Source organism: Stenotrophomonas sp. A3_2, from assembly GCF_036624925.1.
Lineage (GTDB): Bacteria > Pseudomonadota > Gammaproteobacteria > Xanthomonadales > Xanthomonadaceae > Stenotrophomonas > Stenotrophomonas hibiscicola.
The window spans coordinates 1-21854 of record NZ_JAZKVY010000259.1 but is presented as its reverse complement, the minus strand read 5'-3'; the positions used below and the strand labels follow the sequence as shown (position 1 = coordinate 21854).

Here is a 21854-nt window from a genome sequence, read left to right as displayed (position 1 = left end):
CTCGGCTCTACAAAGCGCTGTCCGGTAGCGCCGTGCCATGCCCGGCGAGCGAAGCGGCAAGGTCCGTCAGCCCTTCCCGATACGTCGGAAACCGTGGCGCCCACCCCAGCGCTTCACGCGTGCCACGGCTGTCGATGCGCTTGTTGCTCTCGTAGAAGCGCCGCAGCGTCGGGCTCAGTGCCGGGTCATCCCAGGCCACGGCGGGCGGCAGCGCAAACCCGCCCAGCTTCGCGGCGAAGGCCAGCACATCCTGCGGCGGTGCAGGCTCGTCGTCGCTGGGCAGGTAGAGACCCTGCCGGGCCGGGCGCCGCATTGCGGCGATGATGACGGTTGCCAGGTCATCCACGTGCAGTCGGTTGAACACCTGGCCCGGGCGAACCACGTGGCGTGCACGCCCCTGCGCCAACTGCACCAGCGCATTGCGACCCGGCCCGTACAGGCCGGGCAGGCGGAACACCGCCGAGGCGATGCCGCGTTGTCCGGCCAGTGCACGCCACTGTGCTTCCGCGAGCAGGCGCTGCACGCCAGCCGTTTCAGTGGCGTCGGCCGCGCTGCGCTCGTCGATCCAACCGCCGGCGCGGTCGGCATACACCGAGGTCGACGACAGATAGCCGACCCAGCGCAATGCCGGGCTGGCCTGCAGCGCGGGCAGCAGCAGGCGCAGTGCCGGGTCCCCTTCAGCATCCGGCGGCACGCTGCACAGCACGGCATCGGCCTGCGCGATCTCTTCGAGCAGGGCAGGTGACGGTGCGGTGTCAGCTCGAAGCGGGTGTCGCAGCAGGCCATCGTGCGGTGCCGCAGACGGGTCGCGCACCGTGCCGGACACGGCTACGCCCCGCGCCTGCAGCTGCGCGGCCAGCACGCGTCCGCTCCAGCCCAGCCCGAGAATCAGTACCCGCGCGGGCAACGGGCTGGCCTGCAATGCGGGAGTCACGCGACCCGCAGTGCCTGGTAGGCCTGCAGGCTGCTGTAGGCAACCTGCAGCAGCAGGGCCTCCTGATCGGCCCTTCGCGCACGCGCCAGCATGTCGCCGACAATCTGTTCCGCTTCCACCTGCTGGCCGGCCTCCAGATCGCGCAGCATCGAGGCCTTCAACGCCGAGCCGGCCTGGGTCAGCGTGCCGCGCGCGGTGTCCTGCGCTGCCTCCGGAACCGGTTCACCGGCGGCTTCGGCGACGGCCAGGCACTCGTCGTAAAGGCCACGTACGATCGCCTCGCCATCATCGGTGGCGACGATGGTGCCGATATCCGCACGCAGCAGGCAGGTGGCGGCGGCCAGCGCGGTCAGGAAGGTGTACTTGATCCATTGCTCCTGGCCGATGCGCTCGCTGGCCAGGTGATCAAGATTGGCCTGTGCGCAGGCGGCAGCGAAGGCGCGCACGCGTGCGGAGATCGCTCCGCCGTCGCGCTCGCCGAAGGTGAGCTTGGCCGGCTTGCCCAGATGCAGCACCGCGCCATCGGGCGCCTTGGTGGCGCTGATGAAGCACAGGCCGCCGAGCACGGCGTCGCGGCCGAAGCGCAGGTCCAGTGCGTTGTAGTGGTGCAGGCCGTTGAGGATCGGCAGCACGGTGGTGTTCGCGCCCACGGCTGGAGCAATGGCGTCGATCGAGCTGTCGAGGTCGTAGGCCTTGCAGCTGAGGATGACCAGGTCGAACGGCTTCTGCGCGGCCAATGCGGGCAGCGCATCGGCGGTGACGTGCTGCACCGGGAAGCTCGCATCGCCGAGCGGGCTGCGGATCACCAGGCCATCGCGGTCCAGCTGTGCGGCGCGCGCGGGGCGCACGAGGAAGGTCACGTCCACGCCGGCCTGGGCCAGGCGACCACCGAAGTAACCGCCGGTACCGCCGGCGCCGAGGATCAGGATGCGCATTGCACGTTCACCGCTTTCTGGGGGAATCAGATCTGCGATTGTGCCGGAGATTGCGGGCAAAAAAAGAGCCGAGCATCGGCTTGGCTCTACAGAGATCGATTCATCCACGCATGGCTTGGATCCATCGTGTCGACCAAGGTCGACACCTACCAACAGCAGCGCAGAACGGCTCCCCGGCAGATCGCAGGAATTTGTCGAAGGCGGGGTGGGTCCGGTTGCGGGGGCGTGAGCGCCATGGATGGCGCGACCGAGCCTCCATGGACGGATTCACGGCGTCCTCCGCAACCGGACCCACCCCGCCATCCCCCGGATAGTCAGCTTTTGCCGTTGAAGTTGACGTTGACGTTGATTCAGCGGGTGCAGGGCCGCAGGCCCTGCAGGCAAAACTCAGCTGCGCATGCCCACGCCACGGCGCAGCAGCCACAGCGCCAGCGCCGTCAGCACCACCACGAAACCGATCATCAGACCGTAGGCCACCGGCAGCGGTACATCGCTGCTGCCCAACAGGCCATAGCGGAACGCGTTGACCATGTAGAAGATCGGGTTGGCGTGCGTGGCCGCCTCGGCCCAGCCCGGCAGCAGCTTCACCGAATAGAACACGCCACCCAGATAGGTCAGCGGGGTCAGGATGAAGGTCGGCACGATCGCCACGTCATCGAACTTCTTCGCATACACCGCGTTGATGAAACCGGCCAGCGAGAAGATCGTCGCGCCCAGGATCACCGTGGTCAGCATCACCAGCGGGTGCGGAATGCGCACCGGGGTGAAGAACATCGCGATGATCAGCACGATCACGCCCACCATCAGGCCGCGCAGCACCGCGCCAGCCACATAGCCCCACAGGATCACCCAGTTCGGCATCGGGCTGACCAGCAGCTCTTCGACGTGGCGGCCGAACTTGGCACCGAAGAACGAGGAACTGATGTTGCCGTAGCTGTTCTGGATCACGCTCATCATCACCAGGCCCGGCACGATGAACTGCATGTAGGTGTAGCCGCCCATGTCACCCACGCGCGACCCGATCAGGTTGCCGAAGATGAGGAAGTACAGGGTCATGGTGATCGCCGGCGGCACCAGGGTCTGGCCCCAGATGCGCATGATGCGGGCGACTTCGCGGCGCACGATGGTCATCAGCGCGATGCGGTTGCGCTGGCCGTCGGTCAGCTCGGTGGTGCTCATGCGGGCTTCTCCATGTTGCCGGTGAGGCGCACGAACAGCTCCTCCAGGCGGTTGCTCTTGGTACGCATCGAACGCACGCGGATACCGGACGCGTTGAGCGTCGCAAACACGCGGTTGAGGTCCATCGCGCGTGGCATATCGATGTCCAGCGTGTGCGGGTCCGGGGCGGTCAGCGTCGCGCCCTCGATCACCGGCAGCTGCGCCGGCAGGTCACCGTCGATGTCCAGCAGGAAGCCTTCCACGTCCAGCTTGGCCAGCAGGGTGCGCATCGGCCCCTGTTCGACGATCTGGCCATGGTTGATGATCGCCAGGTGGCGGCACAGGTACTCGGCCTCTTCCAGGTAGTGCGTGGTGAGGATGATCGTGGTGCCGGCACCGTTGATCTCCTTCAGCACGCGCCACATGTCGCGGCGGATCTCGATGTCCACGCCGGCGGTCGGTTCGTCCAGGATCAGCAGGCGCGGGCGGGTCATCATCGCGCGGGCGATCATCAGCCGGCGCTTCATGCCGCCGGACAGCGTGCGGCTCATCACCTGTGCCTTTTCCCACAGGTGCGCGCGCTTCAGTTCCTCTTCGGCGCGCTGCTCGGCTTCCTCGCGCGGCACGCCATAGAAGCCGGCGTAGTTCACCAGGATGTCGAAGGGCTTCTCGAACAGGTTGAAGTTGATTTCCTGAGGCACCAGCCCGATCAGGCGCATGGTCGCGCTGCGGTTGCGCACCAGGTCGCTGCCGAACACCTCCACCTGGCCCTCGCTGAGGTTGACCAGGGAGCTGATGATGCCGATCAGGGTCGACTTGCCGGCACCATTGGGGCCGAGCAGGGCGAAGAAGTCGCCCGGGGCCACTTCCAGGGAAACCCCCTTCAGGGCCTGGGTGCCGTTGTCGTAGGTCTTGCGCAGGTCGCGCACGCGCAGGGCGGGCGCCGTATCGTTCTGGGATGCCAAGCTCGAAGCCTTCGCGCCCATGGGCTGGCGCTGGAGAGGGGCGGGGAGGGGCTATTATAGAAGACCCCGAGGGCTTGCCCCGGCCACACACTGTCCCGAAAAGTCGTGCCTGTTCAATTCCCCCTCAAGCTGGTCGGCTGCCGCATGCTGGCCCCGACCGTCGGCCACTACCAGTTCGTGCGTGATGATGGACAGCCACTGGATTTCCAGCCCGGCCAGTTCATCCAGGTCCATTTCAGCTATGCCGACGGCACCGAAACCAAGCGCAGCTACTCGCTGGCGACCATCCACGACCATGCGCTGGGCCCGGGCGAGGCGGTGGATATCGCGGTCAGTTTCGTGCCCGGTGGTGCTGCCACGGCCCTGTTCGAGGCACTGGAGCCGGGCGGCCAGATCAGTGCGTCCGGCCCCTATGGCCGGTTCTGCCTGAATCCCGGTGACCACAACGCCCGTTACCTGCTGATCGCCACCGGTACCGGCGTTACCCCGTACCGTTCCATGCTGCCGCTGCTGGAAAAGGCCATGGCCGAACGCGATGTGCAGATCGTGCTGCTGCAGGGCGCGCGCAGCCCGGGCGAGCTGCTGTACAGCGAAGATTTCTACAGCTTCGCCGAAAAGCACGCGAACTTCCGCTATGTTCCGTGCCTGTCGCGCGAATTGCCGGCCGAACCGCACCCGGATGTACAGCACGGCTACGTGCAGCAGGCGCTGGCCGGTTTCACGCCGGACCCGGCCACCGACATCGCCTACCTGTGCGGCAACCCGGACATGGTCGATGCCTGTGCCGAGCTGCTGAAGGCCGCCGGCCTGGGCAACCCGCAGATCCGCCGCGAGAAGTACGTCAGCAGCAAGTAAGCCAGGGTAGTGCCGGCCGCTGGGCGGCAACCCCACGAACCCTGGTAATGCCGGCCGCTGGCCGGCAATCCCGCAAATCGGAGGCGGCATCACGCCGCCCCCGGTGCCATGCCTCAGTACGCGATCCAGGCATCACGCCAGGCAAAGCCGGTGCCTGGGCGATAGGCATCGGCGTTGATGTTGCACCACGCACCTTCCGGGAACGGGCGGCAGGCGTACAGCTTGCCGTCGGTGCCCTTCACCACGGTCTCGCCCGGCTTGTAGCTGCCGAGGCCTGCCGGATACACGAAGTCGAAATCGCCACCCGGCGGATCGACCGGATCGACCGGGCCCGGACCCGGAATCTGGGTTTCCAGTTCAAAGCGATGACCCGGCTTCAGGTAGACACGGTTCTCGGTGGCGGACGCCACCGGCGTGATCACGCCGTTCTTCATCACGCCGACGCGGGCGTGCTGGGCGCTGCCATTGACCTTGCTGGCCAGCGCCATCGGCCACTGCGCCGGAGCGGTCTGGCCGGCGGCCAGGGTCACTTCCGGGCGCTCCAGATCGTTGCCGTTGGCATTGAACACGCGCAGGGTCAGCGTGGTGCCTGCCTCCAACGCACCGCGGGCGGTGACCGGGCCGGCATCCTGCCACTGCGGCGGCGGAATCACGCCGTTGCCGCCTTCGAAGCGGACATCCATGCAGGTGTAGAACGCTTCACCCGAATCCGAACGCTGCCAGGTGTTGTAGATGATGTGCTGGCCACTGCGCTTGGGCAGCGGGCAGTCCAGCTTGTAGGTCTTGCCGTCCACCGGCACGTTGCCCAGTGTGCAGAATTCCTGCAGGTCGGCCCAGCGCAGCGGGCTGCCCGGCTGCCAGCCATCACGGGTGACATAGAACTTCCACTCGCGGGTGGCATGCGGGGCCGGGGCATAGAACTCAAAGGTGTAGCGGCCACGCGCGTCGGCGCGGATTGGTGTGGTCGGCCAGTCGGTACGGTTCAGGTCAAGGCCGCGGTACTTGGGAATGCTGGCACTGCACAGTTCGCCATCGCGCACCAGTTCGCGATGGTTGCCATTGGCATTGCCGTGGGCAATCGCGCTCCAGTCGTAGAACGGCTGCGCGCCGCCAATGGCCTTGGCTGCGGCACAGGCCGGGTTGGTCGGGTTTTCCGGATTGCCCTCGTGGCACTGCTTCACGCGGCTGAGCGGCTTGGTCATGGTGCCGTGGGCGAAGGCGCTGCCGGACAAGGCCAGGCCGGCGACGACGGACAGTGCGAAGACTGCCCGATGGGACAGGTGCATGCAGAGACTCCTTTGCGAGGTGTGGGAAACCTCAAGGAGTCTTCACATGCAGATGCGCCGGCAACATCGGACAAGTTTGAAATCGATGGCGGCTGTGTTCGATCTGCAACACGGTGCTTACTTTGCCGTCATCCGGGCGAAAGGCGGTGCATTGTGCACCGCCTCCCGCATCACTGCCTCAGTACGCGATCCACGCATCGCGCCAGGCCGCGCCCACGCCCGGCCGGTAGGCCTCGGCATTGACGTTGCACCATGCACCCTCCGGGAACGGACGGCAGGCGTACAGCTTGCCGTCGGTGCCCTTCACCACGGTCTGGCCCGGCACATAGCCGCCGATACCGGCCGGGTACACATGGTCGAAATCACCGCCCGGCGACGGCGTGCCCGGGTCCGGCACCTTCGTGTCGAGCTGGAAGCGGTTGCCATCCTTCAGGTACACGCGGTTGGCGGTGGCCGAGGCCGTCGGCGTGATTGCACCATTGGCCAGCACGCCCACGCGCGCATGCTGGGCACTGGCATTGACCTTGCGGGCCAGCGCCAAGGGCCATTGCGCGGCCGAGGTCTGGCCGCTGGCCAGCGTCGCTTCCACACGTTCGACATCGTTGCCGCTGGCATTGAACACGCGCAGTGCCAGCGTCGTACCGACCGGCAATTCACCGCGGGCGGTGACCGGGCCGGCATCCTGCCATTGCGGTGCCGGCGTCGTACCACCGCCGCCGCCTTCAAAGCGCACGTCCATGCAGGTGTAGAACGCCTCGGTCGAATCCGAGCGCTGCCAGGTGTTGTAGATCACATGCTGGCCGCTGCGCTGCGGCAGCGTGCACTGCAGCTTGTAGGTGCCATCGGCAGAGAGCGGTGTATTGCCCAGCGTGCAGAACTCCTGCAGGTCGGCCCAGCGCAACGGGCTGCCCGGTTGCCAGCCGTCGCGGGTGACGAAGAAGCGCCAGTCGCGCGTGGCGTGCGGCGCGGTTGCCTTGAACACGAAGGTGAACCTGCCATTGGCATCGGCGTGGATCGGCGTGGTCTGCCAGTCACTGCGGTTCACGTCCAGGCCGCGGAAGGTCGGGTTGTTGCCGCTGCACAGCTTGCCGTCGGGCACCACGGCCTGATGGTTGCCGTTGGCGTTGGCCTGGTTGATGCCGTTCCAGTCGTAGAACGCCTGTGAACCGCCAATCGCTTTTGCAGCGGCACAGGCCGGGTTGGTCGGATTCTCGGGATTGCCCTGGAAGCAGGCATAGACGCGGCTGACCGGCGTGGTCATCGTGCCGTGGGCGAACGCGTTGCCGGCCAGGCACAGGCCCGCAGCGGCGAACGAGGTGGCCAGCAACAGCGGTGTGGATCGGAATGACATGGCGCATCCTTGTGGTCGTCGAAAGGGAACGGTGACCGCAGGCGCTGCGCTGGGCGGCGGACTTTCGGCGGCACCAGGGCGAGTATCGAGTCGCACTGCAGGCGGCGGAACCATCGCAGTGCCGATCCGTGACTGCGCATGTGAAGCCCTTCCCGCAGGCTTCACGCAGGGCTGAACGGATGCGCTGGACGTCACGTGACCGGCGTGGCATCGATCACGTCATGGAGATCACGCGACGCAGTCCCGGTACCCACCCGATCTGCCTGGCACGAGAAACAGCCATGCGCGGCGTTGTGCAGCTGGACGAACGCCACCGACGGGTCGGCAAACAGCGCATCCAGATGGCTGCCCACCTCGGTGCCCGCACAGACCTGGGCACCGCACATCAGCGCGGCGTGGTCATAGGCACGCATCGAGATCATCCGGCGCTGCACATACGGGGGCACCTCGCCCGGCGGCAGGACGCAACGGGTCACGCCGCGCTGCACGAAGATCGGGCCGGCGGCGCGGTACGGCGAATGCAGCGGCAGGTGGGCGTGGGACAGCAGGAGCAGCTCGCTGCCAGGCGCGGGATCGCTCAGGCTGATCCGGCAGGGATGTCCGCCGCTCGCGCCGGCCCAGCGACGCTGGATGCCGAGCGCAGCGAGCGCGCAGTCGCTCATCTCGAACAGGTGCAGGAAGGGGCGATGGTCGATGCCACCGAGGTACCACGTGTGCATGGGTGTCTCCTGGGTCTGCGGCGGATTCTGCGCGTGCGCCGGCGGCCGTGCTCGCCGTTTTCAGACCCCGCATCGCCGTCAGGCCGGGGCACTGGCCCGTGGGGTGCTGCGGGCCGCCGCCGGTGCCGCCCTGTGCCGACCAAGGCCGAGGGGCAGGACCGTCCGGTCTGCGCGCCGTTGGCGGCGGATTCGTCATTGCCCATCGCCGTCGGCGCGCTGCCCGTGTAAGTTGAGTCACATCTTCCGCGGCAGCCCGTCGTGGTTGCCAGGAACGTCTTCCAGGGGAAACGAGCACGATGCAAAGACTCCACCTCGCGTTGGCCGCAGCGTTGGCCAGCCTGATGCTTGCCGGTTGCAGCCAGCCGCCGTCACCCGGCGCCGAGGGCGCCACTGACGCACCCGGCCGCCGCTTCGGCACGATCGATTTCCAGCCCTGCACGCTGTCCACGGTAGGTGCCAGCGCCAACGTGGAGGCGCAGTGCGCCACCCTGCAGGTGCCGGAGGACCGGGCCCAGCCTGACGGTCGCCGGATCGGCCTGCGTATCGCCTGGCTTGAATCGGGCAGCAGCGGCGCCAGCCAGCCGGATCCGGTGTTCTTCCTGGCCGGCGGCCCCGGCCAGGCGGCCAGCGAGGTGGCGGTCATCGTCGATACTGCACTGCGCCAGGTGCGCAAACAGCGCGACGTGTTCCTGATCGACCAGCGCGGCACCGGCGGTTCCAACCCGCTCAGCTGCCTGGGCGCGGACGGGAAGGAGCTGCCGATGGACGAGGATGCCGCGCCTTCCGAGGCATCGCTGCGCGACTACGCCCAGCGCTGTGCGGCTTCCCTGCAGGGACGTGCGGACGCACGTTTCTACACCACCACCGAAGCCATTGCAGACCTGGACGCAGTTCGCCAGGCCTTGGGCGTGGACCGGGTCAACCTGATCGGTGCGTCCTACGGCACCCGCGTGGCCCAGCGCTATGCGGGTACCTATCCACAGCACACCCGCAGCATCGTCATCGATGGCGTGGTGCCGAATGAGCTGGTGGTGGGCGGCGATTTCGCCAGGACATTCGAGGACGCGATCGCCCTGCAGTCGGCGCAGTGCCGCAAGGACGTTACCTGCAGCAAGCGCTTCCCGACCGATACCCGTGCGCAGCTGCGCAGCGTGGTCGAGACCCTGCGCCGTGCACCGGTTCCGGTCGAGTATCGCGACCCCGGCACCTACGGGACCCGGAAGGATGTGCTGACACCGGACAGCGTGGTGGGCCTGGCTTTTGCGTTTTCCTACGTACCCCAGTACGCCTCATTGCTGCCGCTGGTTCTTGATGAAGCCGCGCACGGCCGCTACGCGCCGCTCGCCTCGCTGGCACGCGGTGCGAACCGCAGCATGGATTTCCAGATCAACCGCGGGATGCATTGGTCGGTGATCTGCAGCGAAGATGCGCCGCGCTACCACGCGCCGGCCGAGGATCCCGAGCGGCTGTTTGGCAACGAGGTGGCCAGTGCGTTCTTCGCGGCCTGCCCGGTGTGGCCGCACCGTCCGGCACCGGCAGCCAATGCCGTGCCGCTGCGCAGTGACGTACCGGCGCTGCTGTTGTCTGGTGAACTGGACCCGGTGACCCCGCCGCGCTATGCCGAGCAGGTCCTCAAGGGCCTGCCCAATGGACGCGCGCTGGTCGCCCGTGGCCAGGGCCACGGCACGCTGACCGCCGGCTGCATGCCGCGCCTGCTCGGCCAGTTCATCGACACGACCGATGCCAAGGCGCTGGATGCCGGCTGCCTGGATACGCTGAGCTACGTGCCGGCGTTCACCTCGTTCAACGGATGGGAACCATGATCGTCGCCGACAACCTGCACAAGGCCTTCGACACCCGCACCGGCCGTATCCAGGCAGTGTCCAACGTCGGCTTCCGCGCCGAGGATGGCCGCATCACCGGCCTGCTGGGGCCCAATGGTGCCGGCAAGACCACCACCATGCGCATGCTGTACACGCTGATGACGCCCGATCAGGGCAGCATCACTGTCGACGGCATCGATGCGGCGCGCAATCCGGTGGAGGTGCGTCGCCACCTCGGCGTGCTGCCTGATGCGCGTGGCGTCTACAAGCGCCTGACTGCGCGCGAGAACATCGCCTACTTCGGCGAACTGCATGGCCTGTCGGCCGAGCGCATCCGCGAACGCATCGAGGTGCTGTCGCACGCGCTGGACATGGGGGACATCCTCGACCGCCAGACCGATGGCTTCTCGCAGGGCCAGCGCACCAAGACCGCGATTGCCCGCGCGCTGGTGCACGACCCTCGCAACGTCATTCTCGATGAACCGACCAACGGCCTGGACGTGATGACCACGCGCGCGCTGCGCCGCTTCCTGCTGGGCCTGCGCGAAGAGGGTCGCTGCGTGATCCTGTCCAGCCACATCATGCAGGAGGTGGCCGCGCTGTGCGATCACATCGTGATCATCGCCAAGGGCACGGTGATGGCCGCCGGCAGCGCCGACGAACTGCGTGCGCAGGCCGGCGAATCCAACCTGGAAGATGCGTTCGTGAAACTGATCGGCAGCGAAGAGGGCCTGCACGCATGAGCATGATGTCGACCCTGATGACGGTGATGCGCAAGGAGCTGCGTGACCTGTCGCGTGACCGCCGCACGCTGCTTCTGACCCTGCTGTTCGGGCCACTGCTGTACCCGGTGCTGCTGCTGGGCATGGGCAAGCTGGCCGAGAGCCGGGTGCGCACCCAGATCGAACAACCGCTGCAGATTCCGACCATCGGTGCGGACAACGCGCCGAACCTGGTGCGCTTCCTCGCCGCGCAGGGGCTGAACACCGCACCGGCACCGAAGGACCTGGCCGAGGCCATCCGCACCCAGGACATCGATGTGGCGCTGCGCATCAGCGATGAGTTCGGCAAGGACTGGGCCGAGGGCAAGCCAGCGCTGGTGGAGGTGATCAAGGACAGCACGCGTCGCGCGGCCGAAGTACCCAGTGCACGCCTGGAGGCGGCGCTGGCCACCTACAACAGCCAGGTCGGTGCCTTGCGCCTGATGGCACGCGGCATCGACGCACAGGTGGCACGCCCGCTGGACGTGGCGCGCCAGGACCTGGCCAGTGCCGAGGCCAAGCGCGGCATGATCCTGTCGATGCTGCTGCCGGTACTGCTGACGCTGACCTCGTTCATCGGTGGCGCCTACCTGGTGATGGACGCCACGGCCGGCGAGCGCGAGCGGCAGTCACTGGAACCCTTGCTGGCCACGCCGGGCTCGCGCAGTGCGATCGTCAGCGGCAAGATCGCCGCCGCCTGCGTGGTCGGTTTCGTGTCGCTGCTGCTGACCCTGGTCGCGTTCAAGGTGAGCGCGCAGATCGCCCCCGGCAACATCGGCCGCCAGTTCAACATGAACGTCGGCTCGATGCTGCAGATGCTGCTGGTGATGTTGCCGATGCTGCTGATCGGCACCTCGCTGCTGACCTTCCTGTCGGCTGCGGCCAAGAGCATGAAGGAAGCGCAGAGCCACATGACCTGGCTGATGCTGCTGCCGATGCTGCCTGGCTACGCCCTGGTGGCCTATCCGCTGAAGAGCGAGATGTGGCAGTACGCCGTGCCGTTCCTGTCGCAGAACCAGATGCTGCTGAAGGTGATCCGCCACGAGACCATCACCCCGACGGTCTGGGCGATCTACCTCGGTGCCAGCCTCGGCCTGGCCGCTATGCTGTGGTTCGCCGCCGTGCGCCGCTACCACAACGAGCGCCTGGCCATCTCCGGCTGACCGCAAAAAAGGGGACGGAGGGGATTAAGTCGTTTCTGCCCCTCCCGTCCCCTCCTTGCGCGGGCGGCCTTGTCTTCGCATTGCCACCGGCCGCCCGAGCGTCTTCTCTACCATCCGCAGGAACGCAGCATCCCCCAACGGACGCTGTTTGGCGCTATGACTGCGGATTGCGGGCAGATCGGCGGACGCATTCACATCGCGCAGGAATCGCGCATACACCGCCGTCCTGTTGCGAGCGGTCGCGGCCAACGCTCTGAATGCGGGATGCGGGGTCAGCATGGGGTCATCGCGTCGTTGAAGGTTGCCGTGCACGCTGGACCATGGATGATCTTCAGCACTGACCGCAATGCCGGCACGAACGGGATTGCGTTCGATGTAGCGGTATACGCTGAGCAGGTAAGCGTCGCTGTCGATCATCGAGGAATGGAAGCGGCCCTGCCACAGGGGACCGGTGCGGCCGTGCCGCTGGTTGAAAGCCTGCACATAGTTGTTGCCCTGCATGCGCATTGCATCGGCCAGCCCACGCTGCGTGGATGGCGTGGCCAGCAGGTGGATGTGGTTGTCCATCAGTACGTAGGCATGCAGTGCGACGCGGTGCTTGAGGAAAGCGCTGTGCAGCAGATGCAGGAACAGTTGCCGGTCGATGTCGTCGACAAAGATCGCACCCTTGTTCACACCGCGCTGGATCACGTGATAGGCCTGGCCGGCCAGCATCAGGCGCGCTTGTCGGGGCATGGGATTCCCAGGTCGAAGGGTGCCTCAGCCTGGCATCGGCACCGTGGCGTGGGGCATCAGGTAATGCCGCGCCGGCGTATCGGAGGAGTCAGAAGCGACCTAATCCCCTCCGTCCCCTTTTGCGTACCGCGCAGGCGTTACCCCCATCACGCGCTTGAACACGCTGATGAAGGAACTGGGTGTGTCGTAGCCCATTGACAGCGCAACGCTGATCACGGGTTCGCCTGCCAGCAGGCGTGGCAGTGACAGCAGCACGCGCAGGCGCTGCCGCCACTGGCTCAAGGTCATGCCAGTTTCGGCCTGCCAACGGCGGGCGAGACTGCGGCTGGACAGTCCGCTGGTGGCTGCCCACGCTTCGACGCTGCGAAGGTCGTCCGGCGACCGTGCCAGCGCCGCCGCGATCCGCCGCAACCGTCGATCCTGCGGTTGTGGCAGGGCAAGTGGCAAGGGAGTGCTGGCACGGATCTCATCGGCGATGACGCCGGCCAAGCGTGCCTGCGCAGCGTCCAGTGCCTGATGCGGCCAACGCAGTGCCCGCGTCACCGCCGCCTGCAACAGCACATCGGGTTGGAAAATGCGGGGCAGCGGCGGCAGATCCAGGCCGGCATCGGCGCGGACGTACAGGCTCCAGCCATCGAATGCGTCTGCCCCTACCAGGGCGTGGGGCAGCAAGGGCGGTATCCAGGCAACATGCCCCGCCGGCAGCAGCCAGTGCAGGTCGCCGGCCTCGATCCGCAGCAGGCCGTGGTGGGCACCCAGCAACTGGCCGCGCACGTGCTGGTGGCGCGCGGTGCGCCGCCTTCCGGGCACGCGCAGCTGGCCGGCCAGCACGATGGGGCCGTCGTCGGCGTCCGCCAATGCCGGATCAATCAAGCCGGTCGGTGTCTGATCTGCCATATCCATTGGCAGTTATACGGCAGAAGCGCCGATCCGCGCGCGCCACACTGGGCGCCCATTCCAACACGAGCCGCCCCGATGCAGCCCCAGGACATTCTTCCCGACCATCAGAACGACGTGCAGGTAAACGGCCTCATCGTGCGCAAGGGCAGCGTGGGCGCCTTCCTCGCCAGCGTCCGTGACTGGCAGGACCCCGCCAGCGATGACGCCACCCGCGCCACCGCCGAAGCAGATCTGCGTGGGCTGCTGCCGGGCCTGCATGCGCTGGGCCTGTTCCAGGTGCTGGCCGCGCGCGATCCGGCACTGCAACGCCTGATTGACAGCCTCTCCTGAAGCGGACACGGCCCGGAGATGCCGGGCCGTGTGGTCATTTTGGGGCGGAAACGACTTAATCCCCTCCGTCCCCTTTTCTGCGGTCAGCCGCCTGGCGCGAACACCAGGGTGCGGCGGGTGGTGACCGGCGCGCTGACCGGCTCGAAGCGCCAGCGCTTGACTGCGTTCAGGGCTTCGCGGTCGAAGGTGCGGCCGGAGGTTGCGCGCAGCACGCGGGCGTTGACCACCGAGCCGTCGGTACCGACCGTGATCTCCACCAGCACTTCGCCCGACGTTCCCGAACGCAGTGCCTCGGCCGGATAGCGCGGCGCCGGCGTACTAATCGGGCGCAGGGTGGGCGCGGCGGCAGCCGCGGCCTGGCGCGCCGCGCTGGCCTGCTGGGCCGCGGCCTGCTGCTGCTTCTGTTCGGCTTCGCGGCGTGCGGCGGCCTGGCGCTCGGCTTCCTGGCGTTCGTTGTCGCGGCGTGCGGCGTCCTGCTGGGCAGCGATCTGCTTGGCCGCGTCGGCTTCCTTGGCGCGTTGTTCGGCCAGGCGCTGCTGTTCGATCTGCTGCTTGCTGCGCTCCTCGGCGTCCTTCTTTGCCTTCTCCGCTTCGGTCTCGGTGCGCTTGGCCGCGTTTTCCACGCCCTTGGACAGACCGTCCTTCAGGCGCGGCAGGGCGGGCGCGGAGGCATCCACCTTCTCGATCAGTGCCACCAGGCGCTGTGCTTCGGTGTAGTCCTCGCGGCCCAGGTGCTGCTCGGCGGCGATCAGGGTGTAGGGCAGCAGGTCGGTCAGCGCGCTCTTCACCGAGGCGTCGTCCGGGGTCTTGTCGCGCAGGGCGAGGTAGTACTCGATGGCATTGTCGCCGGCCGGCGCGTACATGCGGTTCTCGCGCAGGGCCTGGCTGGCCGACTCACGCAGCTGCTCGGTGCCCATCGACTGCACCTTGGCGGCGACCACCGGTGCGGCCGGTGCAGCGGCGGTGGGGGCGGCGGCCGGAGCCGGTGCTGCGGATTCTTCCTTGCCCGAGCAGGCGGCCAGCGCCAGTGCCAAAGCAACCGGCAGCCACCGGCGCGCGGCGGTGATCGTTGAGACGTGCGACATCCTGCTCCCCTCTAGAAGACGACGTGACGTAAATCATTGATATGCATGGCCGGGACCCGTGGTCCAGGCGCGGCAGGGTGGCGTTTCCCGACGCCACCGCCGGCAACGGCGAGGATGCAATCTAGCATCCCGGCCACCGCCCCGCACAAGGGGTGGTGGCCGGGTGGGGCCGCAGTGATCATGTCGTGGCCGGCGGCGACCTCAGTGGTCGTGTGCCTTGTCGTGCGACTTGCTGTGGCCGTTGGACATCAGCTTGTCGGTCCAGGCGATGCCGATCGCCGACAGGATGAACACGCAGTGGATGATGGTCTGCCACAGCACACCTTCCTGGGTCATGGTCGTGCAGGTATCGACGCCAGCGTTGTAGAAACTGGTCGACGCCGAAGACACTGCCGCTGCCCATTGTTCCGGTTTGCACAGCGGCAGTCCCTTCAACGCGCTGGTGGCGATGAAGGTCTTCAGCAGGTGGATCGAGGAGATGCCGATGATCGCCATCGCCAGCTTCACCTTCAGCACGCTGGCGTTGACGTGGCTCAGCCATTCCGGCTGGTCCGGGTGGCCTTCCAGGCGCAGGCGCGAGACGAAGGTTTCATAGCCGCCGACGATCACCATCACCAGCAGGTTGGAGATCATCACCACGTCGATCAGGCCCAGCACGATCAGCATGATCTGCTGTTCGCCCATCGACACCGAGTGGGACAGCAGGTGCCACAGTTCCTTGCCGAACAGGAACACGTAGACGCATTGGGCAAGGATCAGGCCCAGGTACAGCGGCAGCTGCAGCCAGCGCGAGGCGAAGATCAGCGAGGACAACGGGGACAAGGGACGAGGACTGTGGCTCATGCAGGACAGTGCGTTTCGGGGGAGCCGCGAGGTTACCGGCCCGCCATGACGGTGCCAACCCAACTCACGCACTAGACTTCAGGTTCCTTTCCGCACCCCGAGCCGCCGCCATGATCGACCTGTATTACTGGCCCACCCCGAACGGCCACAAAGTGACCCTGCTGTTGGAGGAAGCCGGCCTGGAGTACCGCATCCACCCGGTCAACATCGGTTCGGGCGACCAGTTCAAGCCGGAATTCCTGGCCATCTCGCCGAACAACAAGATGCCGGCCATCGTCGACCATGCCCCGGCCGATGGCGGTGCTCCCCAGAGTGTGTTCGAGTCCGGCGCGATCCTGCTGTACCTGGCCGAGAAGACCGGCCGCTTCCTGCCCAGCGACGCGCGTGGCCGCGTGACCACCCTGGAATGGCTGTTCTGGCAGATGGCGGGCCTGGGCCCGATGAGTGGCCAGATGGGCCACTTCAACGTGTACGCGCCGGAGAAGATTCCCTATGCCATCGAGCGCTACGACAACGAGGTGCGCCGCCTGCACGGGGTGATGGACAAGCGCCTGGCCCAGCACGCCTTCCTGGCCGGCGATGAGTACACCATCGCCGACATGGCCAGCTACCCGTGGGTCGGCGCCTACGACACGCTGCCGGTGGACTTCGCCGCGTTCCCGAACCTCAAGCGCTGGCATGAAGCGATTGCCGCACGCCCGGCCACCCAGCGCGCCTATGCCCTGCGCCAGCAGGTGAACCCCAACGCCGGCAAGCCGCTCAGCGACGAAGAGCGCAAGCACCTGTTCGGCCAGCGTTGAACCAGGACGGCGTCATTCACGCGTGACGTGGATCTACGGGTGGTGGGTGCCGACCCTTGGTCGGCACTCGTCCGCACGCCTTATGGGCAGAAGGTCATGCTGCCTTCCCGCACGGGCTTGGTTAGGATGGGGGGACGACCGTCCCGCGCCCCGCGTGGAGGCGGACCTGCCGTTTGCCGGGATCCTCCATGCGCCACCTGTTCGCTTCGCTCGCCCTCATGCTTGCCACCACAACCGCTGCCCACGCTGAAAAGCTGACCCTGGAAGCCATCACCGGTCCGCTGCCGCTGTCCGGCCCGACCTTGATGAAGCCCAAGGTGGCACCGGACGGATCGCAGGTCAGCTTCCTGCGCGGCAAGGACAGCGACCGAAACCAGCTGGACCTGTGGACCTACGACATCGGTAGCGGCCAGACCCGGCTGCTGGTTGATTCCAAGGTGGTGCTGCCCGGCACCGAGACCCTCAGCGACGAGGAAAAGGCACGCCGCGAGCGCCAGCGCATCGCCGCGATGACCGGCATCGTTGATTACCAGTGGTCGCCGGACGCGCAGCGCCTGCTGTTCCCGCTGGGCGGCGAACTCTACCTGTACGACCTCAAGCAGCAGGGCCAGGCGGCCGTGCGCCAGCTGACCCACGGTGAAGGTTTCGCCACCGACGCCAAGCTGTCGCCCAAGGGCGGTTTCGTCAGCTTCATCCGCGGCCGCAACCTGTGGGTGATCGACCTGGCCAATGGCAAGCAGCTGCAGCTGACCCACGACGGCAGCACCACCATCGGCAACGGCGTGGCCGAGTTCGTCGCCGATGAGGAGATGGATCGCCACACCGGCTACTGGTGGGCGCCGGATGATTCGGCCATTGCCTTTGCCCGCATCGATGAATCGCCGGTGCCGGTACAGAAGCGCTACGAGGTCTATGCCGACCGCACCGACGTGATCGAGCAGCGTTACCCGGCCGCCGGCGACGCCAACGTGCGCGTGCAGCTGGGCGTGATCGCACCGGCCGCCGATGCGCAGCCGCGCTGGGTCGACCTCGGCAGGGAACAGGATATCTACCTGGCCCGCGTCGATTGGCGCGATCCGCAGCACCTGAGTTTCCAGCGCCAGTCGCGTGACCAGAAGCAGCTGGACCTGGTGGAAGTGGCGCTCGACTCCAACCGCCAGCGCGTGCTCGCCCACGAGACCAGCCCGACCTGGGTGCCGCTGCATAACAGCCTGCGCTTCCTGGAAGACGGCAGCGTGCTGTGGTCGTCCGAGCGTACCGGCTTCCAGCACCTGTACCGCATCGACAGCAAGGGCAAGACCACCGCGCTGACCCACGGCAACTGGCCGGTGGACGAACTGCTGGCGGTTGATGAGAAGGCCGGCAAGGCCTACTTCCGCGCCGGCATCGAAACCTCGCGCGAAAGCCAGATCTACGCGGTATCGCTGCAGGGCGGCGAGCCCCAGCGCCTGTCCAAGGCACCGGGCATGCACAGCGCCACGTTCGCCCGCAATGCCAGCGTCTATGTCGACAGCTGGTCCAACAGCACCACGCCGCCGCAGATCGAGCTGTTCCGCGCCAATGGCGAGAAGATCGCTACGCTGGTGGAGAACGACCTGGCCGATCCCAAGCACCCGTATGCGCGCTACCGCGACGCGCAGCGCCCGGTCGAGTTCGGCACGCTGACCGCCGCCGATGGCAAGACCCCACTGAACTACAGCCTGATCAAGCCGGCCGGGTTTGATCCGTCCAAGCGCTACCCGGTGGCGGTGTATGTCTATGGCGGCCCGGCCAGCCAGACCGTCACCGACAGTTGGCCCGGCCGCGGTGATCACCTGTTCAACCAGTACCTGGCCCAGCAGGGCTACGTGGTGTTCTCGCTGGACAACCGCGGCACCCCGCGTCGCGGCCGCGACTTCGGTGGTGCGCTGTACGGGAAGCAGGGCACGGTGGAAGTGACCGACCAGCTGCGCGGCGTGGCCTGGCTCAAGCAGCAGCCGTGGGTGGACCCGGCGCGCATTGGCGTGCAGGGCTGGTCCAACGGCGGTTACATGACCCTGATGCTGCTGGCCAAGGCCTCGAACCAGTACGCCTGCGGCGTGGCCGGTGCGCCGGTGACCGACTGGGGCCTGTACGACAGCCACTACACCGAACGCTACATGGATCTGCCGGCACGCAATGAAGCCGGTTATCGCGAAGCGCGCGTGCTGACCCATATCGACGGCCTGCGCTCGCCGCTGCTGCTGATCCACGGCATGGCCGACGACAACGTGCTGTTCACCAACTCGACCAGCCTGATGAGCGCGCTGCAGAAGCGTGCACAGCCGTTCGAGCTGATGACCTACCCGGGTGCCAAGCATGGCCTGTCGGGCGCCGATGCCCTGCATCGCTACCGCGTGGCCGAAGCCTTCCTGGGACGCTGCCTGAAACCCTGATCCGCAACCGGGAAGGAGCCCGCCGATGACCCTGCCACCGCCGATTCCCGCCCATCGCCAGACGTCCACCGGATGGTGGCGCCGCCACTGGCGCTGGGCGATGCCGCTGACGGTGGTGCTGGTGCTGGGTGGCGCCGGTGGCGTGGTGACCTGGAGCCTGTTGCGCTGGAGCGAGGCGGCACGCGAAAGTCCACCGATGCGCGAAGCGTTGCGCCGCGCGGGCTGCAGCATCGAACTGGTGGAAGCCTTCGGCGAGCCGCTGCATATCGAATCGATGCCGCTGGGCAGCATGCAGACCGCCATCAACGGCCAGCGCGACGTTGGCCTGACCGTTGCGCTGGAAGGGCCGCAGGCACGCGGGCGGTTGTTCGTGCAGGGCATCCGTCGTGACGATGTCTGGGACTACCCGGTGATGTACGTGCTGGCCGAAGACAAGCAGACCTTCGACCTGACGGCGCTGGATGATGATGAGGCTGCGCAGGAGTGCGAGCTGCAGGCCTGCCGTGATCGCGGCGAATGCCCGCTGACCGCCGCGTTGTGACCTCCCCGGGCAGGCGACTGCGGGACGTCGACCGGGTAGAGTCGACTGTCAGTCGACTGCTCTTCGGTCAGATAGCGAAACCCCCGCGCTGCGCGCGATAGTCGACTGACAGTCGACTCTACGCCGGCAGGCTTCCGCGGAGCCCCGGCTGCACAACCAGCCGCCATGACTTCCCGCCGATTGTCGCCATCGCCGTGAGCGCGTAGGGTGCGGGCAACCCCGTCCTGGAGTGCACCATGAAGCCGATTGCGTTCGCCGTTGCCCTGGCCCTGACTGCCGCACCGCTGCTGTCTGCGCCACCGGCGCTGGCCGCACCCGCCGCCAAGGCCGCTACCCCGGCCAGCCCGGCCTGGGTTGCCCGCAGCAATGCACTGGCGCAGATCCTGCTTGATGCACAAGGCCCGTTCCAGCCGGAGGAAACCGGCTTCTTCGGCGTTCCCGGCTACGACGACAAGGTCGCAGACCTTGGCCCGGACAACGGCAAGCGCTATCGCGCCGCGATGGCCAAAGCCCGCGATGAACTCAAGGCAAAGCTGGCCACCGAGAAGGATCCCAACGTCCGCCAGGACCTGGAGATCATGATCCACGCCGCCAGCCAGAACATCGAAGGCAGCGAGCTCAACGAGAAATACCTGCTGCCGTGGAGTGATGCGCCGCAGACCGTGTTCAGCGGCCTCAACCTGCTGCTGTCCGACCAGGTGCCGGCCGAGCGCCGGGCCAAGGCGATCGACCGCCTCAAGGCCTATGCCGGCCTGCAGCCGGGCGGCACCGCCTTCACCACGCTGGCCCGCCAGCGCTATGAAGAGCGCCTGAAGGACACCAGCCTGCTGCAGCCGACCAAGATCGAAGTGCAGCAGTCGCTGGACAACGTCGAGACCTACATCACCGGTATCGAGTCGCTGCTGAAGAAGTACCAGATCGCCGGCACCGATGAAGCAATGAAGGCCCTGGCCGGGCAGATGAAGGACTACGCCGCCTGGACCCGCAAGGACGTGCTGCCGAAGGCACGCACCGATGCGCGCCTGCCAGCGCCGCTGTACGCCTACCAGCTCAAGCAGGTCGGCATCGACATCGACCCGAAGCTGCTGATGCAGCGCGCGCAGCTGGAGTTCATGGAAACCCGCTCGGCGATGCAGCAGCTGGCGCCGCTGGTGGTGAAGGACAAGGGCCTGAAGGTGGCCGACCCGAGCGACCCGGTGGCGGTGATCCGCGCGCTGAAGGCCGACAAGATCGCCGACGACCATCTGGAAGGCCACTACCGCAAGGTGATCGACGCGATCGATCCGCTGATCCGCGAGCATGCCATCGTCGACGTGCCCCAGCGCGCCATGCAGATGCGCCTGGGTTCGGCCGCCGAGAGCGCGGCCAGTCCCGCGCCGCATTTCCTGCCGGCGCCGCTGGTCAACAACACCGGGCAGCAGGGCACCTTCGTGCTGCCGCTGGGCAACCCGGCAGCGGGCCCGGGCGCGCAGTACGACGACTTCAACTTCGGTGCGGCAGCATGGACGCTGAGCGCGCATGAAGGCCGCCCCGGCCACGAGCTCCAGTTCACCGCGATGGTCGAGCGTGGCGTGTCGCTGGCACGCACCATGTTCGCGTTCAATTCGGTGAACGTGGAAGGCTGGGCACTGTATGCCGAGGCCGAGATGGTGCCCTACGAACCGCTGGACGGTCAGATGATCGCCCTGCAGTTCCGCCTGCTGCGCGCCGCGCGCGCGATGCTGGACCCGATGCTCAACCTGGGCCTGACCGACCGCGCCAACGGCGAGCGCGTGCTGATGGAGCAGGTCGGCCTGTCCAAGGCAATGGCCACCCAGGAACTGGATCGCTACATGGTGCGCATGCCGGGCCAGGCCGGCAGCTACTTCTACGGCTACACCCGCATCCTGGAACTGCGCATGCAGACCGAGCTGGCACTGGGTGCGAAGTTCGACCGCCTTGCGTTCAACAACTTCCTGCTCGACCAGGGCCTGCTGCCGCCGGACCAGCTGGCTGATGCGGTGAACAAGGTGTTCGTGCCGAAGTACCGGCAGAAATAATCGGTAGCGCGGGGGCCTGGCCCGCGCGGGCCCCCGGGGGGACGGCCGGGCGGGGGCCGCGGGGCCCCCCGGGGCGCGGGCCCCGCCGCTACCCGCGGTGACGCGGCCGCCTCCCCGCTGCGGGGTAATCACGTGTGTCGGCAATCGCGCCGGCGGGGCCGGATTCGGCACCCAGATCGCGACGCCGGCGGCGCGCTTCTGCGTGGTCGGAATACCG

20 protein-coding genes are annotated in these 21854 nt (G+C 67.2%); 9 read left to right on the top strand and 11 right to left on the bottom strand.

Features of this window, described 5'->3' with window-relative positions; all coding sequences use genetic code 11:
- Window positions 1–7 precede the first annotated feature (7 nt).
- The 4 genes from R5H29_RS11960 to R5H29_RS11945 all read right to left on the bottom strand — a co-directional run bounded on the left by R5H29_RS11960 (window position 8) and on the right by R5H29_RS11945 (window position 4013).
- Window positions 8–934 (bottom strand): NAD-dependent epimerase/dehydratase family protein, encoded by a 927-nt coding sequence (locus tag R5H29_RS11960; RefSeq protein ID WP_138953466.1) that lies wholly within the window; start codon window positions 932–934, stop codon window positions 8–10.
- The gene (gene panE / locus R5H29_RS11955) at window positions 931–1869 is read right to left on the bottom strand and encodes a 2-dehydropantoate 2-reductase (protein WP_332329219.1); all 939 of its coding nucleotides are present in this window, start codon (window positions 1867–1869) and stop codon (window positions 931–933) included. The genes R5H29_RS11960 and panE overlap by 4 nt, the downstream gene beginning before the upstream one ends.
- Before the next feature lie 387 nt (window positions 1870–2256).
- Window positions 2257–3048, bottom strand: a complete 792-nt coding sequence (locus R5H29_RS11950) for an ABC transporter permease (RefSeq protein ID WP_005411568.1) — start codon at window positions 3046–3048, stop codon at window positions 2257–2259.
- Window positions 3045–4013 (bottom strand): ABC transporter ATP-binding protein, encoded by a 969-nt coding sequence (locus tag R5H29_RS11945; RefSeq protein WP_019661681.1) that lies wholly within the window; start codon window positions 4011–4013, stop codon window positions 3045–3047. The genes R5H29_RS11950 and R5H29_RS11945 overlap by 4 nt, the downstream gene beginning before the upstream one ends.
- A gap of 84 nt (window positions 4014–4097) precedes the next feature.
- On the opposite strand from R5H29_RS11945, the gene R5H29_RS11940 reads away from it, so the two are divergent.
- Complete coding sequence (locus R5H29_RS11940) at window positions 4098–4847, top strand: ferredoxin--NADP reductase (RefSeq protein ID WP_019661680.1); 750 nt, start codon at window positions 4098–4100, stop codon at window positions 4845–4847.
- A 113-nt stretch (window positions 4848–4960) separates the two neighbouring features.
- Here R5H29_RS11940 and R5H29_RS11935 read toward each other — a convergent pair whose 3' ends face one another.
- From R5H29_RS11935 to R5H29_RS11925, 3 genes are all read right to left on the bottom strand, one after another.
- Window positions 4961–6133, bottom strand: coding sequence for a lytic polysaccharide monooxygenase (locus R5H29_RS11935; RefSeq protein ID WP_111103948.1), 1173 nt, complete (start codon window positions 6131–6133; stop codon window positions 4961–4963).
- Between the two features lie 178 nt (window positions 6134–6311).
- Complete coding sequence (locus R5H29_RS11930; RefSeq protein ID WP_019661678.1) at window positions 6312–7484, bottom strand: lytic polysaccharide monooxygenase; 1173 nt, start codon at window positions 7482–7484, stop codon at window positions 6312–6314.
- Window positions 7485–7675: 191 nt separating this feature from the next.
- Complete coding sequence (locus R5H29_RS11925) at window positions 7676–8203, bottom strand: DUF1203 domain-containing protein (RefSeq protein WP_111099163.1); 528 nt, start codon at window positions 8201–8203, stop codon at window positions 7676–7678.
- Between the two features lie 296 nt (window positions 8204–8499).
- On the opposite strand from R5H29_RS11925, the gene R5H29_RS11920 reads away from it, so the two are divergent.
- The 3 genes from R5H29_RS11920 to R5H29_RS11910 are packed head-to-tail and all read left to right on the top strand — an operon-like array spanning window position 8500 to window position 11950.
- A complete protein-coding gene (locus tag R5H29_RS11920; RefSeq protein WP_233653574.1) occupies window positions 8500–10026 on the top strand; it encodes an alpha/beta hydrolase in 1527 nt (508 codons plus the stop codon).
- The gene (locus R5H29_RS11915) at window positions 10023–10769 is read left to right on the top strand and encodes an ATP-binding cassette domain-containing protein (RefSeq protein ID WP_021203318.1); all 747 of its coding nucleotides are present in this window, start codon (window positions 10023–10025) and stop codon (window positions 10767–10769) included. The genes R5H29_RS11920 and R5H29_RS11915 overlap by 4 nt, the downstream gene beginning before the upstream one ends.
- Window positions 10766–11950, top strand: a complete 1185-nt coding sequence (locus R5H29_RS11910; RefSeq protein WP_332329218.1) for an ABC transporter permease — start codon at window positions 10766–10768, stop codon at window positions 11948–11950. The genes R5H29_RS11915 and R5H29_RS11910 overlap by 4 nt, the downstream gene beginning before the upstream one ends.
- Before the next feature lie 24 nt (window positions 11951–11974).
- Here the strand turns inward: R5H29_RS11910 and R5H29_RS11905 are convergent, their stop codons facing one another.
- Both R5H29_RS11905 and R5H29_RS11900 read right to left on the bottom strand, forming a co-directional pair.
- Entirely contained in the window at window positions 11975–12685 is a 711-nt protein-coding gene (locus R5H29_RS11905) for a transposase (RefSeq protein ID WP_032959053.1), read from the bottom strand.
- Window positions 12686–12784: 99 nt separating this feature from the next.
- The gene (locus R5H29_RS11900) at window positions 12785–13582 is read right to left on the bottom strand and encodes an AraC family transcriptional regulator (RefSeq protein ID WP_134735729.1); all 798 of its coding nucleotides are present in this window, start codon (window positions 13580–13582) and stop codon (window positions 12785–12787) included.
- Between the two features lie 78 nt (window positions 13583–13660).
- On the opposite strand from R5H29_RS11900, the gene R5H29_RS11895 reads away from it, so the two are divergent.
- Window positions 13661–13915 carry a hypothetical protein gene (locus tag R5H29_RS11895; protein ID WP_134730910.1) on the top strand — a complete coding sequence of 85 codons (255 nt, stop codon included), beginning with the start codon at window positions 13661–13663 and terminating at the stop codon, window positions 13913–13915.
- Window positions 13916–13998: 83 nt separating this feature from the next.
- Here the strand turns inward: R5H29_RS11895 and R5H29_RS11890 are convergent, their stop codons facing one another.
- Both R5H29_RS11890 and R5H29_RS11885 read right to left on the bottom strand, forming a co-directional pair.
- Window positions 13999–15000 (bottom strand): energy transducer TonB, encoded by a 1002-nt coding sequence (locus R5H29_RS11890; protein ID WP_019661670.1) that lies wholly within the window; start codon window positions 14998–15000, stop codon window positions 13999–14001.
- 201 nt (window positions 15001–15201) lie between these two features.
- Window positions 15202–15843 carry a TIGR00645 family protein gene (locus R5H29_RS11885; RefSeq protein WP_019661669.1) on the bottom strand — a complete coding sequence of 214 codons (642 nt, stop codon included), beginning with the start codon at window positions 15841–15843 and terminating at the stop codon, window positions 15202–15204.
- A 110-nt stretch (window positions 15844–15953) separates the two neighbouring features.
- Here R5H29_RS11885 and R5H29_RS11880 point away from each other — a divergent pair, with 110 nt between their 5' ends.
- The 4 genes from R5H29_RS11880 (at window position 15954) to R5H29_RS11865 (ending at window position 21637) form a co-directional block, all read left to right on the top strand.
- On the top strand, window positions 15954–16643 hold the full coding sequence (locus R5H29_RS11880; protein WP_019661668.1) for a glutathione binding-like protein: 690 nt from the start codon (window positions 15954–15956) through the stop codon (window positions 16641–16643).
- A gap of 188 nt (window positions 16644–16831) precedes the next feature.
- Entirely contained in the window at window positions 16832–19057 is a 2226-nt protein-coding gene (locus R5H29_RS11875) for a S9 family peptidase (protein ID WP_019661667.1), read from the top strand.
- Window positions 19058–19082: 25 nt separating this feature from the next.
- The gene (locus R5H29_RS11870) at window positions 19083–19598 is read left to right on the top strand and encodes a cytochrome c oxidase assembly factor Coa1 family protein (RefSeq protein WP_019661666.1); all 516 of its coding nucleotides are present in this window, start codon (window positions 19083–19085) and stop codon (window positions 19596–19598) included.
- 236 nt (window positions 19599–19834) lie between these two features.
- Window positions 19835–21637 (top strand): DUF885 domain-containing protein, encoded by a 1803-nt coding sequence (locus tag R5H29_RS11865; protein WP_019661665.1) that lies wholly within the window; start codon window positions 19835–19837, stop codon window positions 21635–21637.
- Window positions 21638–21854: the final 217 nt, after the last annotated feature.

Bases quoted from the DNA above. Each gene is read 5' to 3' on its own strand.
- R5H29_RS11945 (WP_019661681.1), bottom strand. From the start codon at position 4,013: ATGGGCGCGAAGGCTTCGAGCTTGGCATCCCAGAACGATACGGCGCCC.
- R5H29_RS11870 (WP_019661666.1), top strand. From the start codon at position 19,083: ATGACCCTGCCACCGCCGATTCCCGCCCATCGCCAGACGTCCACCGGA.
- R5H29_RS11915 (WP_021203318.1), top strand. From the start codon at position 10,023: ATGATCGTCGCCGACAACCTGCACAAGGCCTTCGACACCCGCACCGGC.
- panE (WP_332329219.1), bottom strand. From the start codon at position 1,869: ATGCGCATCCTGATCCTCGGCGCCGGCGGTACCGGCGGTTACTTCGGT.
- R5H29_RS11900 (WP_134735729.1), bottom strand. From the start codon at position 13,582: ATGGCAGATCAGACACCGACCGGCTTGATTGATCCGGCATTGGCGGAC.
- R5H29_RS11880 (WP_019661668.1), top strand. From the start codon at position 15,954: ATGATCGACCTGTATTACTGGCCCACCCCGAACGGCCACAAAGTGACC.
- R5H29_RS11910 (WP_332329218.1), top strand. From the start codon at position 10,766: ATGAGCATGATGTCGACCCTGATGACGGTGATGCGCAAGGAGCTGCGT.
- R5H29_RS11950 (WP_005411568.1), bottom strand. From the start codon at position 3,048: ATGAGCACCACCGAGCTGACCGACGGCCAGCGCAACCGCATCGCGCTG.
- R5H29_RS11935 (WP_111103948.1), bottom strand. From the start codon at position 6,133: ATGCACCTGTCCCATCGGGCAGTCTTCGCACTGTCCGTCGTCGCCGGC.
- R5H29_RS11875 (WP_019661667.1), top strand. From the start codon at position 16,832: ATGCGCCACCTGTTCGCTTCGCTCGCCCTCATGCTTGCCACCACAACC.
- R5H29_RS11895 (WP_134730910.1), top strand. From the start codon at position 13,661: ATGCAGCCCCAGGACATTCTTCCCGACCATCAGAACGACGTGCAGGTA.
- R5H29_RS11890 (WP_019661670.1), bottom strand. From the start codon at position 15,000: ATGTCGCACGTCTCAACGATCACCGCCGCGCGCCGGTGGCTGCCGGTT.
- R5H29_RS11930 (WP_019661678.1), bottom strand. From the start codon at position 7,484: ATGTCATTCCGATCCACACCGCTGTTGCTGGCCACCTCGTTCGCCGCT.
- R5H29_RS11920 (WP_233653574.1), top strand. From the start codon at position 8,500: ATGCAAAGACTCCACCTCGCGTTGGCCGCAGCGTTGGCCAGCCTGATG.
- R5H29_RS11905 (WP_032959053.1), bottom strand. From the start codon at position 12,685: ATGCCCCGACAAGCGCGCCTGATGCTGGCCGGCCAGGCCTATCACGTG.
- R5H29_RS11865 (WP_019661665.1), top strand. From the start codon at position 19,835: ATGAAGCCGATTGCGTTCGCCGTTGCCCTGGCCCTGACTGCCGCACCG.
- R5H29_RS11925 (WP_111099163.1), bottom strand. From the start codon at position 8,203: ATGCACACGTGGTACCTCGGTGGCATCGACCATCGCCCCTTCCTGCAC.
- R5H29_RS11885 (WP_019661669.1), bottom strand. From the start codon at position 15,843: ATGAGCCACAGTCCTCGTCCCTTGTCCCCGTTGTCCTCGCTGATCTTC.